A 14,804-nucleotide genomic window follows, 5' to 3' on the forward strand; every position below is an offset into this window, starting at 1 on the left:
TGCTTCTCAAGTTTGCCTTACATATTGAGTTTTGCATGTTAAATAGACGTAACCCTGCGATAGGCACAGCCAAACCCGGTCGGCCGGACGTCTTCGGGGAGCCCCGAGTGGATCGCACTGCCCAGCTCACCAGCCGTGTCACGGATCGCGAGATCGCATACGATCCGCCGCCCGCGGCCTCATCGGCCCCTGCGGCCCCATCGGCTCCATCGGCCGTATCGGCCCCGCTGCCGCCGCCGCACTCGCCCGGGCCACCGGCCGAGTCGCTGCGCGTCGCGGCGGCCCGGGTGCTGGCGGCCAACTGGACGGGCGCGTCGACGGTTCCGTCCCGGAACCTGTATCCGCACCAGTGGTCCTGGGACTCCGCGTTCGTCGCGATCGGGCTGCGGCACCTGTCGCCGCTGCGGGCGCAGACGGAACTGGAGACGCTGCTGGCGGCCCAGTGGGCCGACGGGCGCGTCCCGCACATCGTCTTCAACCCCTCCGTGCCCCTCGACGCGTACTTCCCGAGCCCCGACTTCTGGCGCTCCTCGACCGCGGGGCGCGCGGCGGGCGCACCGCGCACCGTACAGACGTCGGGCATCGTGCAGCCACCGGTGCACGCGCTGGCGGTGTGGCTGGTGCACCGCGCCGATCCGGGCCTGTCCCGGGCGCGCGGCTTCCTCGCCCGCCTCTACCCCCGGCTGGCCGCCTGGCACCGGTACCTGCTGCACCGGCGGGACCTCGGCGGGGGCGGGCTGGTGTCCGTCGTCCACCCCTGGGAGCAGGGCATGGACAACAGTCCCTGCTGGGACCCGCCGCTGGCCCGTGTCACCCCGGCACCGGCCCGCTCCTTCCGCCGCGCCGACCTCGGCCACAGCGCCCCCGAGGACCGGCCGACGGACCTGGACTACGGACGGTACGTGCGGCTGGCGGCGGACTACCGGGACGCGGGATACGCCGACGGGGGCGGTGAGTTCGCCGTGGAGGACCCGGCGTTCAACGCGCTGCTGATCGCCTCCGAGCAGGCCCTGGCCCGGATCGCCGGAGAACTGGGGGCGCCGGGCACCGCCCGCCACGCGCGCGCCGAACGGCTCACCGCGGCGCTGGTGGAGCGGCTGTGGGACCCGGAGAGCGGGATGTTCCTGTGCCGGGACGTGATGGGCGGGAGTGGCGGAGCTGGGGGCGGGGGCAGCGGCAATCGCGAGCCGCGGGACCGGGCCCTGATCCCCGAGCGGGGCGTCTCCGGCCTCGTCCCCCTCCTCCTGCCCGGCCTGCCCCGCGAGGTGGCCGCCGCGCTCGTCCGCACCCTGGGCGGCCCCCACTTCGGGCTCGGCGACCGCACCCGTCTCGTGCCCAGCTACGACCTCCTCGGCGAGGCCTTCGACCCGCACCGGTACTGGCGCGGCCCGGCCTGGTTCAACACGAGCTGGCTCATCGAGCGGGGGCTGCGCGTACACGGCGAGCCCGCGGCGGCGGACGCGCTGCGGGAGGCGTTCCTGCGCACCGCCGGCGACTCCGGCTTCGCGGAGTACGTCGACCCGTACACGGGCGAGGCGTGCGGGGCGCTCGGCTTCGGCTGGACCGCCGCCCTCGCGCTCGACCTGCTGCACCGGCGGCCGGAACACACCGTGTCCTCCACGGGCACCACCGCGTTCGACAGGAGTGACGAGGGAAGGGACCGAGGATGACGGACCGGCAGCATCTGCTCGTGCACGGTGCGACGTTCGCCGCCGTGGGCGACCGGGGCGACATCAGCGGGGTACGCGGCGGCGGCTCCCCCGACGGGCTGTTCGTACGGGACGCCCGGCATCTCAGCCGCTGGCAGCTCACCGTCGACGGCACGGTGCCCGAGACCCTCACCCCGGTCGCGGACGGGGACTCGGCACGCTGCGTACTGGTGCCGCGCGGCGGCCGGCAGGAACCGCCCGCGCACACCGTCTTCCGTGAACAGGCCGTCGGGGACAGCGCGTTCGTCGAGTCCCTGCGGATGACCAGCAACCGCCCGGTGCCCACCACGGTCCGGATCGCCATCACCGCCGACGCCGACTTCACCGACCAGTTCGAACTCCGCTCCGACCACCGCACCTACGTCAAGGCCGGCGCCGTACGCACGCGCCAAGTCCTGGACGACGGAATTGAGTTCGGCTACCGGCGGGGTGAATGGCGGTCCGTCACGACCATCACGGCCGACCCCGCCCCCGACGCGGTCGAGGAGACCGGCACGGGCGCCCGCCGGCTGGTGTGGACGCTGGAGCTGGAACCCCACGGCACGGCCGAACTGGTGCTGCGCGTGATGGCCCGCCCGCACGGCGACAGACGCGCCCTGCGCGTACCGCGTTCACCCGCCGCCCTGAAGGAGCAACTCCTGTCACTGGAGGGCCGGTTCTTCGAGGGCGTGGCCTTCCCGACCGGCTGGCCGGAGCTGGCGGCGGCCTGCGCGCGGGGCCTCACGGACCTGGCCGCGCTCCAGGTCCCGGCGACCGGACCGGACGGCGAGGAGCTGCGCGTACCGGCGGGCGGCGCCCCCTGGTTCCTCACCCTGCTCGGCCGGGACGCCCTGCTCGCCTCCCTGTTCGCGCTGCCCTACCGCCCACAGCTGGCCGCCGCCACGCTCCCCGCGCTGGCCGCCACCCAGGCGACCGGAGGCGGCGGCTCCCCGCTCGCCCAGCCCGGCAAGATCGTGCACGAGGTGCGGCACGGCGAGCTGGCGCACTTCGGGCAGGTGCCGTACGGGCGTTACTACGGCTCGGTCGACGCGACCCCGCTGTTCCTGATCCTGCTCGGCGCGTACGTCGAGCGGACCGGGGACGCCCTGCTGGCCTGGCGGCTGGAGCGGCACGCCCGCGCGGCGATCGGCTGGATGCTGGACCACGGCGGGCTGACCTCGCGCGGTTATCTGGTCTACCGCGCGGACGAGGGCGGCCTCGCCAACCAGAACTGGAAGGACTCCCCCGGCGCGATCTGCTGCGCCGACGGCACCCGGCCGACGGGCGCGGTGATGGCGGCGGGCGCGCAGGGCTACGCGTACGACGCGCTGCGCCGCACGGCGTGGCTGGCGCGCACGGTGTGGGGCGACGAGACGTACGCCGCCCTGCTGGAACAGGCGGCGGTCGATCTGCGGGACCGCTTCCAGCGGGACTTCTGGATGCCGGATCGGTGCTTCCCGGCGCTCGCGCTGGACGGGGCGGGCCGCCAGATCGACGCGCTCGCCTCCGACGCCGGGCATCTGCTGTGGTCGGGGCTGCTGGACAAGGAGTACGGCGAGGTCGTCGGCCGGCGGCTGCTGGAACCGGACTTCTTCTCCGGCTGGGGCGTGCGCACCCTCGCCTCCGGCCAGCCGGCGTACCACCCGCTCTCCTATCACCGGGGCTCGGTCTGGCCGCACGACAACGCGCTGATCACGCTGGGCCTGGCCCGCTACGGCCTGCACGACGAGGCCCGTACGGTCGCGCACGCGCTGGTCGACGCGGCGACCGCCGCCGGACACCGGCTGCCGGAGGTGCTGGCGGGCTACGGCCGCGACACGCATCCCGAGCCGGTCCCCTACCCGCACGCGTGCGTCCGCGAATCCCGCTCGGCGGCGGCGCCGCTCGCGCTGCTCACCGCGGTGGGCGGGGCGTAGGCGGCCGTCGGGCATGCCCTGTCCGGAGGAACCGTTGGTGAGGGGTTTGCCGGGTGTTTGCCCTGGACTGTGAACAGGTGCGGTGAACCGGCCGTACGACATGGCGGCGGGCCAGGCAGGCCGGGCTTCCCGGCCCTGCCCAGCCTCCCCAGCGTGGCCCGCCGACTTCGCCACCGGGTCACGTACGGAAGGACCTCCGGGTTGCCTCAGCACACGAGCACGCGCCAGTCACCGGCTTCGGCCGAGCGGGCGGAGGACGCCCCGGGGAGAGTGAAGGAAACGGTACCGGCCACCCCCGAGCAGGCGGACGGTGCCGAGGAGACCCCGGGGTCCGGCCCCGAGGCGACGGCCCCGGCGGACGCCGGGAAGGCCGATGCCAAGACGGCCACGGCGGAAGGGGTTTCCGGTGACGGGGCTTCGGGTGACGAGGCCTCGGTCGACAAGGACTCGGCCGGCGAGGCTTCGACGGGCGAGGCTGCCGCTGACAAGGCCCCCGCCGACGAAGCCCGGGGCGGCGGCACTTCCGCCGACGGCACTTCCACCGACGACGCTCCCAGCGACGCGGGTCCGGCCGACAGCACTTCCACCGCCGAGACCCCCTCCGGCAGCGCGCCCCCCGCCGAAATCCCGGCCGACAGCGCTCCCGCCGCCGAGACCCCCGAAGCCGAAACCCCGGCCGACAAGACACCCGCCGAGGAGATCCCCGCCGACGGACCCCCCGTACCCGCCGAGCCCCGCGCCGAGTCACGCCGTTCCTGGCCGTGGAGCGGGCCCCTGCGGCGCCGGCGGGAGGCTCACCCCGGCGTCGCCCGGGCCCTGTCCACGGCCGTCACCGTGCTCGCCGCCGCGCTGGTCGTCGCCGCACTGGTGCTGCCGAGCACGGTCGTCGGGCTGGGACCCGCCAAGTTCCTGCGGATTCCGGGTGAGGCGGTCATCGGGGCCGCCGTACTGATCGCGCTGCCGCGGCGGCCGAGGATCGCGCTGGCGGCGGTGTCCGGGGTCGCGCTGGCCGCGATGACCGTGCTGAACCTGCTGGACATGGGGTTCAACCAGTACCTGGGCCGCGGCTTCAACCTCGTCCTGGACTGGACCCTGCTCGGCGACGCGGAGTCGTACCTGGAGGACTCGCTCGGCCGCACGGCCACCCTGGCAGCCACGGCCGGTGTGATCGTGGTCGTCCTGCTGCTCTTCGTGCTGCTGGCGCTGTCCATGGTCCGCCTGAGCAACCTCCTGGCCCGGCACACCGGCACCGCGACCCGCGGCACCCTGATCGCGGGTGTCGCCTGGATCACCTGCTCCTCCCTCGGCCTCCAGATCTCCGGCGTGCCGATCGCGTCGGAGCGCACCGCCACGGCGCTGAAGGCCCAGGCCCGCACGGTGACGGACACGCTGCGGGACGAGGCGGAGTTCCAGAAGGTCGCCAGGGTGGACGCCTTCGGTGACACGCCCCCCGCGCAGCTCGTGCCCGACCTGCGCGGCAAGGACATGGTCTTCACGTTCATCGAGAGCTACGGCCGCAGCGCGATCGAGGACCCGGTCATGGCGCCCGGCGTCGACAAGACGCTCGACGCGCGCACCGCGGCGCTGGAGAAGTCCGGCTTCCACGCCAAGAGCGGCTGGCTGACCTCGGCGACCTACGGCGGCAGCAGCTGGCTCGGCCACTCCACGACCATGTCGGGCCTGTGGATCAGCAACCAGCAGCGCTATCGCACCGTCATGGCGAGCGACCACATGAGCCTGACGGACGCCTTCAAGAAGACGGGCGACTTCGACACGGTCGGCGTGATGCCGGGCGTGCAGAAGGGCTGGCCGGAGCAGAAGTGGTACGGCCTGGACAAGAACTACGACGCCTTCCAGCTCGGCTACAAGGGACCGAAGTTCAGCTGGTCGACCATGCCCGACCAGTACGCGCTGGAGCAGTACCAGAAGCGGGTGCACAGCAAGAAGCCGGCCGACGGCAAGGCGCGGATGTCGCTGCTCATCCTCACCTCCAGCCACCAGCCCTGGGCGCCGATCCCGAAGATGGTCGACTGGGACCGGCTGGGTGACGGTTCGGTCTTCAAGGGTGTCGAGGCCGCGGGCAACAAGCCGGCCGACGTCATCGCCGACACCACCAGGTCCCGCCAGGAGTACGGCAAGTCGATCCAGTACTCGGTGACCGCGCTGACCGAGTGGCTCCAGCGCTACGGCAGCAAGGACACCGTGCTCGTCTTCCTCGGCGACCACCAGCCGATCGCCCGCGTCAGCGGCAACCACGCCAGCCGTGACGTGCCGATCTCGATCGTCGCCAAGGACCCGAAGGTCCTCGACAAGATCACCGACTGGGGCTGGACGGACGGCCTGCGCCCCGCCCACAGCGCCCCGGTCTGGAAGATGAGCTCGTTCCGCGACCGCTTCCTGAAGGCCTACGGCTCGACACCGCACCCCAGGAAGGACTGACACCCGGGCCACACGCGCGGGGCCGGTGCGAAACCCCCGGCCCCGCCCGGCCCGGCAGCCGGGCTCACCCGAGCGGCAGCCCCGGGCCCATCCGAGCCCGCAGCACCCGACTCACCCGAACCCGCAGCCCGCGATTCACCCGAGCCCGAGCCCGAAGTCCCCGGCCCAGCCCCGCCCCGCAGCACCCGACTCACCCGAACCCGCAGCCCGCGATTCACCCGAGCCCGAGCCCGAAGTCCCCTGCCCAGCCCCGCCCCGCAGCACCCCGCAGCACCCCGCAGCCCCCGAAGGCGCCGCTCCCCGGCTCTTCGCGGGGTCCGGGGCGGAGCCCCGTGGGACGGCGCCCTCCCGGCACACCGAGTCGGGCGGGCGGGCGGGAAAGCGATCTCATCCCCCGGACGTGTCCAGTTCGGCTTCCTCGCCGACCCACGCGCAGTCGTACGGGTCCTTCAGCCAGCCGTCCGGCAGCACCACCCGGTTGTTGCCGGACGTACGGCCGCGGGGGCCGTCGGCGCCGACGGGCCACGCCTGGTCGAGGTCCAGCTCGTCGAGGCCGGCGCGCAGTTCCTCCAGCGAGGAGGTGATCGCGAGCCGCTTGCGCATCTCGGAGCCGACCGCGAAGCCCTTCAGGTACCAGGCGACGTGCTTGCGGAAGTCGATGACGCCCTTGGACTCGTCGCCGATCCACTCGCCGAGGAGGGTGGCGTGGCGGACCATGATGTCGGCCACCTCGCGCAGCGCCGGCCGGGCGAGGTCCTCCGGGCGCCCCTCGAAGGCGGCCACCAGGTCCGAGAACAGCCACGGCCGGCCGAGGCAGCCGCGGCCCACGACCACGCCGTCGCAGCCGGTCTCGCGGACCATCCGCAGCGCGTCCTCGGCGGACCAGATGTCGCCGTTGCCGAGCACCGGGATCTCCGGGACGTGCTCCTTGAGGCGGGCGATGGCCTCCCAGTCGGCGGTGCCGCCGTAGTGCTGGGCGGTGGTGCGGCCGTGCAGCGCGATCGCGGTGACGCCCTCCTCGACGGCGATGCGGCCGGCGTCGAGGTAGGTGATGTGGTCGTCGTCGATGCCCTTGCGCATCTTCATCGTCACCGGCAGGTCACCGGCCCCGCTGACGGCCTCGCGCAGGATCGCGCGCAGCAGGTTGCGCTTGTAGGGCAGGGCCGAGCCACCGCCCTTGCGGGTGACCTTCGGGACCGGGCAGCCGAAGTTCAGGTCGATGTGGTCGGCGAGACCCTCTTCCGCGATCATGCGGACGGCCTTGCCGACGGTCGCGGGGTCGACGCCGTACAGCTGGATCGAGCGCGGCTTCTCGCTCTCGTCGAACCTGATCAGCTGCATGGTCTTGTCGTTGCGCTCGACCAGGGCCCGGGTCGTGATCATCTCGCTGACGAACAGCCCCTTTCCGCCGCTGAACTCCCGGCACAGGGTGCGGAAGGGCGCGTTGGTGATGCCCGCCATGGGTGCGAGCACGACAGGCGGCGTGACGGCGTGCGGGCCGATGGCGAGGGGCTGGTTCATCACGGAACTCCGGGACGGCTGTACGACGGGCAACGCTCCATTGTCCCTCACTCCCCCGCAAGCTCATCCGGTCGCTCCGGACACTCTTCGTGACCGGACGGCAGTACTTAGTTAGGCGCACTATTGAAATCGGTTACGATGGACGCATGCCCGAGTTGAGTCATCGTCGACGCCTGCTCGTGCTCACGATCTGCTGCAGCAGCCTGTTGATCGTGAGCCTCGACAACACGGCCCTGAACGTCGCCCTGCCCTCGATGCAGCGCGAGCTGCACGCCACGACCTCCGGTCTCCAGTGGACGATCGACGCCTACACCCTGGTGCTGGCCTCGCTGCTGATGCTCGCGGGTTCGACGGCCGACCGGATCGGCCGCAAGAAGGTCTTCATGACGGGGCTGACGGTCTTCACCGCCGGTTCCCTGCTGTGCTCGCTCGCGCCGAACCTGGAACTGCTGATCGTCTTCCGCATGATCCAGGCGGTCGGCGGCTCGATGCTCAACCCGGTCGCCATGTCGATCATCACCAACACCTTCACCGACGCGCGCGAGCGCGCCCGGGCGATCGGCGCGTGGGGCGCGGTGATCGGTATATCCATGGCCGCCGGCCCTCTGGTCGGCGGCCTGCTGGTGGAGTCGGTCGGCTGGCGCTCGATCTTCTGGGTCAACCTCCCCGTCGGCCTCACGGCCCTGCTCCTCACCCTCCGCCTCGTCCCCGAGTCCCGCGCCCCCAGGGCCCGGCGCCCCGACCCGGTCGGCCAGGTGCTGGTGATCGCCCTGTTCGGCTCGCTGACGTACGCGATCATCGAGGCGCCCGCCTCCGGTGTGACGTCGGTCCTGCCGTTCGCCGCCCTCGCCGTGGCCGCCCTGCTCGCCCTCCTCCGGTACGAACCACGCCGCGACGAACCCCTCATCGACCTGCGCTTCTTCCGCTCGGCGCCGTTCAGCGGGGCCACGGTGATCGCGGTCAGCGCGTTCGCGGCACTGGGTGGCTTCCTCTTCATGTCCACGCTGTACCTGCAGAACGTACGCGGCCTGAGCGCGCTGCACGCCGGGCTGTGGATGCTGCCGATGGCCGTGCCGACGTTCCTGTGCGCGCCGCTGTCCGGACGGCTGGTGGCCACCCGGGGCCCGCGCCCGTCCCTGCTGCTGGCGGGTGCCGCGATGACCGCGAGCGCCCTGCTCTTCGCGGGCTTCGAGGCGGAGACCTCGAACGTGACGCTGTTCCTCGGCTACCTGCTGTTCGGCATCGGGTTCGGCTTCGTGAACGCCCCCATCACGAACACGGCGGTGTCCGGGATGCCGCGCGCCCAGGCGGGCGTCGCCGCCGCCGTCGCGTCCACCAGCCGGCAGCTGGGGCAGACACTCGGTGTCGCGGTGGTCGGCGCGGTGCTGGCGTCGGGAGTGGCGTCGGCGGCGGACTCGTCGTCGTACCGGCACACCTTCGTGTCGGCCGCGGTCCCCGGCTGGTGGATCCTCACGGGCTGCGGCATCGCGGTGCTCGTCCTGGGGGCGCTGACGAGTGGACGCTGGGCGCGGGCGACCGCCGAGCGTACGGCCGAGAATCTGCGGTCCGCGGGGGTGCGCGAGACCTCGGGAGTCGGGGCGTAGTCCGGCGGGCGGCGCTCGGCCGCTCGGGCCAGGCAACCGCTCAGCCGGTCAGCTGCTCAGCCGCTCAGGGCCGTCCGTAGTGCGTCGGCCGCCTCGGTCGTGGCCTCGCGGAAGCGGTGTCCGATGCCGAGGAAGTTGGCGTAGCCGTGGATCAGGTCCGCCCGGCGGCTGAGGGTGACCTTCACACCGGCCTCGGTGAGGGCCTTCGCGTAGGCCTCGCCCTCGTCGCGCAGGGGGTCGAAGCCGGCGGTAGCGATGTAGGCCGGTGGCAGTCCGGCGAGGTCGCCGGCGAGCAGCGGGGACAGGCGGGGGTCCGACCGGTCCACGCCCGTCGGGGCGTAGTGGTCGGTGAACCAGTCCATCTGCTCGCCGGTGAGGAAGAAACCGTCGGCGAACAGCTCCCGCGAACGCGAGTGCCGCGACGCGTCGGTCGCCGGGTAGAGCAGCAGCTGGAACGCGGGCGCCGGGCCGCCGCGCGCGGTGGCCAGTTGGGCGGTCACGGCGGCGAGGTTGCCGCCCGCGCTGTCTCCGCCGACGGCGATCCGCTCCGGGTCGGCCCCGAGGGCGGCCGCGTTCGCGTGGGCGTGGTCGAAGGCGGCGAGCGCGTCCTCGACGGCCGCCGGGAAGACATGCTCGGGGGCCCGGCGGTACTCGACGGACAGCACCCGGACGCCGGCCCGCCGGGCGAGGAAGCGCGCGGTGTTGTCGTGACTCGTCCGGCTGCCCAGCACCCAACCGCCGCCGTGGAAGAACACCAGCAGCCCGGACGGCGCCGCGAGTCCCTCCGGTGTGTAGAGGGTGGCGGGCAGCTCGCCGTACTCCACCGGGATCCGGATCTCCCGGGCGGCCACCGGCTCGATCACGGGCCCGCTCACCATGTGCCGCCCCAGGTCCAGCGCCGCACGGGAGGCGTCCACCTTGCCGTCCAGGACGAGCCTGGTGCCGGCGATTCGCATCAGCCGCAGCAGCAACTGCGCGTCCAGGGCGAGTTCCTGACCGTCCCGCCGGATCGGCGCCCCCGCGATCAGCCGCCGCAGCGGGCGGGGCAGCGCGAACGCCGCCCGGACCGCGGCCGCCTGGGCACGGACGTGAAGCGGAATCGACATCGTGCCTCTTTCGCGCCGGGACCGGGGGCCGGCCAGGCTTTCACGGAATCGGGCCGGGCGGTAGGTGATCGGTGTCCCGGGTGCCCCGCAGACGGACGTGTCCCGCAGATGGACATGCCTCGCGGCAGGCCGTGCCCGGGCCCCGCAGAAGCCGGGCCGGAACCGTGACTCGTGACTCGTGACTCGTAAACAGCCCCATTGGCCCCGGCCCGGTGGTGCGCGCCGAATTTTTGGGACACATTTCCCTCGACGCGCGCAACTGCGACCCGCCTCCGGACTGTCTGACAGGGAGTCGGGCCCGTCAGGGCCGAACAGCGAGAGAGCGGGGCAGGCCGTGGGACGGCGCAAGGGTGGCATAGGGATCGCACTCGTCGTGGGTGCGATGCTGGTGGGCGCGAGTGGCTGCGGCGGGGGCGGCAGCGACAAGGCGGGCGCCACGGCGGGCGGGGACGACGCGAAGTCGTCGGGCAGGCCGAGCGCGAGCGCCTCTCCGTCACCGACGAAGCCCGCGGGGCCGCCGATGCTGCTGGACACGATCACCCCGCAGACGGGAACCACGGTCGGCGTGGCCATGCCGATCTCGGTGGTGTTCACGAACCCGGTGGCGGCGAAGGCGCGGGCCGCGGTGGAGAAGCACATGTCGGTGAGCGCCTCGCAGCCGGTGGTCGGCGCCTGGCACTGGTTCGGCGACAGGCGCGTCGACTGGCGGCCGAAGACGTACTGGCCCTCCGGCACGAACGTGAAGATCGACGTCGACGTGAAGGGCGTCAGCAACGGCAACGGGCGCTACGGCGTCCGCAGCTACACGCACGACTTCAAGGTCGGCGACGACGTGCGCGCGGATGTCTCGGTGACCGGCCACACCATGAGGGTGTCCCGGAACGACAAGGTGGTGCGCACCCTGTCGATCAACGCGGGAAGCGCCCAGTATCCGACGTGGAACGGCACGATGGCCGTCATCGACAAGCAGGAGAAGGTCCACATGACCTCCTGCAGCGTCGGCATCAGCTGCGACAAGGGCAGCCCCAACTACTACGACCTGACGCTGCCCTGGGACGTCCACCTGACCCAGTCCGGCACGTACGTGCACTACTCGACCGGCGACCCCACTCCGGGCAGCGGCAGCGCCCGCGGCTCGCACGGCTGCATCCACCTGTCCATGTCGGACGCCAAGTGGTTCTACGGCCAGGTCAAGCAGGGCGACCCCGTCACCATCACCGGCTCGCCCCGCGCCAAGGCCCCGGCCGACAACGGCTACGCCGCCTTCAACCTGGACTGGGACCAGTGGCTCGTGGGCAGCGCGTCCGGGAGCGGGACGACCGCGACGCTGTGACGCGCCGCGCCGGCGGCGCCGATGGTCCTCCGGGCCCCGGGGAGCGAACCCGGGGCCCGTGAGGACTGTTCGAGGGAGGGGAGCCGCGCGGCATCGAGGCGGGCGGAGGCGGACCCCTTACGGTGCGGCACCATGACGCACCTCTCCCGCCGGGCCGCCCTGACCGGTCTCGCCGTCGGCACGGGGGCCCTCGCCACCACGGGCTGCACCCTCGGGACAGCCGCGTCCGCCCCCTCGCCGTCGGCCTCCGGCCCCTCTGCTTCGGGGCCGTCCCTCACCCCGGGCGCGATGCGGCTGTTCCCGGACGACGGTTTCGACTTCTCGGGGCTGCTCGCGCTCGGCGCGGCCACCATGCGAGCCTCGGAGGTCGGGGACGTGCTCACGGCCGTGAACGCGATCAACAGGGCCGGGCTGTCGGCGCAGACCTACTGCGACACCTTCCACGCCCTGGGCGACCGCCTCTCGTCGCGGAGCGGCCGGCCCGACGACGAGACCCGCCGCTTCCGCTCCCTGCGGGCCGCCCAGTACTACGCGCAGGCCCTGTTCTACGTCCTCGGCACCAGGCGGCCGGGCGACGAGAAGGACTACTACCTGGCCGGACGCCGCGCCTGGGACGACTTCGCCCGGCTGTGCGCACCGGCCGCCGTGACCGCCCAGGTCCCCTACGAACGCACCCGTCTGCCCGTCTGGTTCTTCCGCCCCGACGAGCAGGACAAGGCGCGCCCCACCGTCATCCTCACCAACGGCAGCGACGGCCAGAACGTCGACATGTGGACCTACGGGGTGTGCGCGGCCCTCGACCGGGGCTGGAACGCCCTCGTCTACGACGGCCCCGGCCAGGGGCAGCTGCTCTTCGTGGAGGAGATCCCGTTCACGACCCGCTGGGAGCGCGTGGTCACCCCGCTCGTCGACTGGCTGGTGCGCCGGGGGGACGTCGACGCGACCCGGATCGCCCTCACCGGGCTCAGCATGGGCGGCAACCTGGTCGCCCGGGCCGCCGCCTTCGAGCACCGGATCGCGGCCGTCGTGTGCGAGCCCGGCTGTGTGCGGCCCTGGCTCGCCTTCCCCCAGGAGATCCGCGAGATCGTCACCCCGGACCGGACACGGACCAACCGGATCTGGAAGGAAGCGGTCCCCCGACTCGACCCGTACCAGGCCTACACCGTCAAAAAGCGCTTCGAGATCTTCACCCGCGAGGCCCTCCTCCAGGCCCGCGCGGGCAAGGTCCTCACGGACCTGTGGAGCGCCGCCCAGGTCGCCATCGGCCTGGACGTCACCAAGCAGGTCCGGAACATCAAGGCGCCGGTCCTCGTCCTGGACTACGAGGGCGAGCAGTTCTATCCGGGCCAGCCCCGCGAGATGTACGACCTGCTCCGCTCCCGCCGCGAGTACTTCCGCTTCACCGCGGCCACCGGAGCGCAGCTGCACTGCTCCCCGATGGCCCCGCAGCAGCACTGCGACAAGGTCTTCGACTGGCTGGGCTCGGTCCTTCGCTGACACTCCCGCGGCGGCACTGGCCGCCGGCTCCACGGACGGCCGCCCAGGCGCCGGCGGTCAGTGCCGCCGTCGCGCGACCGCCTCGACCAGGCACCGGATGTCGTCCAGGTCGGCCTCGAACTCGGCCGTGAGGTCGGGCGGCAGGTCCAGCCACGGTGCGAGCCTGCGGTGCCCCGGCAGCTCGCTCTCCGGGAGCCTGCCGCGCCGGCCGCGCCGGCCGCGCGGGTCGAGGGCGCCGGGGGCGAAGCGGCCCGCGGCCTCGGAGGCGGCGAATCCGATCACGAAGGTGGTCACCAGACGCTCCAGCCGGGGCACCTCGGACTCCGGAACCCCGGCTTCGAGGAGGGCCAGGTAGATGATGTCCACGGCACGCGCGGCGTCCGCGGTCACGGCGGGACGCGAGAAGAGCAGGTGCGCGGCCCACGGGTGACGCTGGGCGATCTCCCGGCAGGCGTAGGCGAGGGCGTTGAGCCGTTGGTCCCAGGTCCGGCCCCTGCCCGCGTCCGTACCCGCGTCCGTACCCGTGTCCGTGTCCGTAGCCGTGTCCGTAGCCGTGCCTTTCGCACCCGCACCCGTGCCGGCGCCCTGCGTGTCACCCGCGCCCGCTTCCGGCGGCAGCAACGCGCCGAGCAGGCGTCCGACCATGGCGTCCAGCAGCGCCGCCTTGTCCGCGACGTGCCGGTACAACGCCATCGGCGTGACGCCGACGCGTTCGGCCAGTGCCCGCATCGAGACCGCTTCGAGGCCGCGCTCGTCGGCCAGGGCCAGGGCCGCGTCCAGGATCTCTTCTCGCCTGCCAGTCATGGGTCTACAGTGTAGACCCATACAGCGTAGACTCGATCAAGGGGGACGCATGCTCGAAGCAGAGGGACTGGTGAAGTGCTACGCCGGGCGTCGCGCGCTCGACGGCTTCGGCCTGACGGTCGCGCCGGGCGAGGTCGTGGGCCTGATCGGCCACAACGGCGCCGGCAAGACGACGTTCGTCGAGATCGTCACCGGACTGGTGCGCCCCGACGCGGGCCGTGTCCGCGTCGGGGGGTACGACGCGCTGCGCGCCGGACCTCGGCGTGGCGCTGGTCTGCGGCGCCCTGGCCTCGGTGCGGCTGCGAGGCGGCAGCGGCCGGCTGGTGGCGCTCTGACGCCAAAGGGGCCGGGCGCCGTATCCGGCCCGCTCCCGATCCTCGGATGCGTTCCCGGTCCTCGGATGACGGTCCGGTCAACTCGCCGGGAAACCCTCCCCGCCGATGTCGTTCTTGCTGCACACTCCTTTGCGGCCGGGGAACGGCAGCAGGCGACACGGGAGGGACGTGGGAGAGGCCATGCCGCAGAGCAACAGCACGAGCAAGGTCAGCCGCTGGGACCAGCACGGCCGGGAGCATGTGGTCCAGGTACGGCGGACGGGCATCCAGCGCACGATCAGCTGTGACACCTGCGGCTGGCACAAGGCGGTCCAGTTCCTGCCCTGGCTGAAGGCGGAGGAGCATCTGGCCGGGGCGCACCAGGCGACGGTGGACCCGTCGGCGGCGCGGCAGTCCTCGCGCTGACGCCGCCGACGCGGAGCGCCCGGCACCGGACCCGTCCACCGTTCGCGCCGGTGACCTGCGGTTTCGCGGGTTCCGAGGGCTGCTGCGAGCGGTTTCGAGTGGCCGCTCGCACGGACCGGCGCCAGCCTGGGAAGGTCCATCGAGCGACAGGACGGG

The 14,804-nt window shown here is 72.8% G+C and carries 10 protein-coding genes and 1 pseudogene; 8 read left to right on the forward strand and 3 right to left on the reverse strand.

Annotation, left to right across the window (positions count from 1 at the left end):
• Positions 1–107: 107 nt before the first annotated feature.
• The 3 genes from OIB37_RS12920 to OIB37_RS12930 all read left to right on the forward strand — a co-directional run bounded on the left by OIB37_RS12920 (position 108) and on the right by OIB37_RS12930 (position 6,043).
• Positions 108–1,670, forward strand: a complete 1,563-nt coding sequence (locus OIB37_RS12920; RefSeq protein WP_330457731.1) for an MGH1-like glycoside hydrolase domain-containing protein — start codon at positions 108–110, stop codon at positions 1,668–1,670.
• The gene (locus OIB37_RS12925) at positions 1,667–3,604 is read left to right on the forward strand and encodes an amylo-alpha-1,6-glucosidase (RefSeq protein WP_330457732.1); all 1,938 of its coding nucleotides are present in this window, start codon (positions 1,667–1,669) and stop codon (positions 3,602–3,604) included. Before OIB37_RS12920 ends, OIB37_RS12925 begins: the two co-directional genes overlap by 4 nt.
• Before the next feature lie 774 nt (positions 3,605–4,378).
• A complete protein-coding gene (locus OIB37_RS12930; protein ID WP_443058264.1) occupies positions 4,379–6,043 on the forward strand; it encodes a CDP-alcohol phosphatidyltransferase in 1,665 nt (554 codons plus the stop codon).
• A 387-nt stretch (positions 6,044–6,430) separates the two neighbouring features.
• On the opposite strand, the gene dusB is transcribed toward OIB37_RS12930, so the two are convergent.
• A complete protein-coding gene (gene dusB / locus OIB37_RS12935) occupies positions 6,431–7,564 on the reverse strand; it encodes a tRNA dihydrouridine synthase DusB (RefSeq protein WP_330457734.1) in 1,134 nt (377 codons plus the stop codon).
• A 146-nt stretch (positions 7,565–7,710) separates the two neighbouring features.
• Here dusB and OIB37_RS12940 point away from each other — a divergent pair, with 146 nt between their 5' ends.
• Positions 7,711–9,168 carry an MFS transporter gene (locus OIB37_RS12940; protein WP_330457735.1) on the forward strand — a complete coding sequence of 486 codons (1,458 nt, stop codon included), beginning with the start codon at positions 7,711–7,713 and terminating at the stop codon, positions 9,166–9,168.
• A 56-nt stretch (positions 9,169–9,224) separates the two neighbouring features.
• Here OIB37_RS12940 and OIB37_RS12945 read toward each other — a convergent pair whose 3' ends face one another.
• A complete protein-coding gene (locus OIB37_RS12945; protein ID WP_330457736.1) occupies positions 9,225–10,274 on the reverse strand; it encodes an alpha/beta hydrolase in 1,050 nt (349 codons plus the stop codon).
• 334 nt (positions 10,275–10,608) lie between these two features.
• Between OIB37_RS12945 and OIB37_RS12950 the strand changes: the two genes are divergently transcribed.
• Both OIB37_RS12950 and OIB37_RS12955 read left to right on the forward strand, forming a co-directional pair.
• The gene (locus OIB37_RS12950; RefSeq protein WP_330457737.1) at positions 10,609–11,607 is read left to right on the forward strand and encodes a L,D-transpeptidase; all 999 of its coding nucleotides are present in this window, start codon (positions 10,609–10,611) and stop codon (positions 11,605–11,607) included.
• A gap of 132 nt (positions 11,608–11,739) precedes the next feature.
• Positions 11,740–13,104, forward strand: a complete 1,365-nt coding sequence (locus OIB37_RS12955) for an alpha/beta hydrolase family protein (protein WP_330457738.1) — start codon at positions 11,740–11,742, stop codon at positions 13,102–13,104.
• Between the two features lie 57 nt (positions 13,105–13,161).
• Here the strand turns inward: OIB37_RS12955 and OIB37_RS12960 are convergent, their stop codons facing one another.
• The gene (locus OIB37_RS12960; protein WP_330457739.1) at positions 13,162–13,908 is read right to left on the reverse strand and encodes a TetR/AcrR family transcriptional regulator; all 747 of its coding nucleotides are present in this window, start codon (positions 13,906–13,908) and stop codon (positions 13,162–13,164) included.
• A gap of 49 nt (positions 13,909–13,957) precedes the next feature.
• On the opposite strand from OIB37_RS12960, the pseudogene OIB37_RS12965 reads away from it, so the two are divergent.
• Together OIB37_RS12965 and OIB37_RS12970 are read left to right on the forward strand one after the other, a co-directional pair.
• Positions 13,958–14,092 (forward strand): annotated as a pseudogene (locus tag OIB37_RS12965) (ATP-binding cassette domain-containing protein); the annotation flags it as partial.
• A 331-nt stretch (positions 14,093–14,423) separates the two neighbouring features.
• Positions 14,424–14,648: a hypothetical protein gene (locus OIB37_RS12970; protein ID WP_330457740.1), complete on the forward strand. Its 225-nt coding sequence runs from the start codon at positions 14,424–14,426 to the stop codon at positions 14,646–14,648.
• Positions 14,649–14,804: the final 156 nt, after the last annotated feature.

The sequence above is a fragment of the Streptomyces sp. NBC_00820 genome, from assembly GCF_036347055.1.
GTDB lineage: Bacteria > Actinomycetota > Actinomycetes > Streptomycetales > Streptomycetaceae > Streptomyces.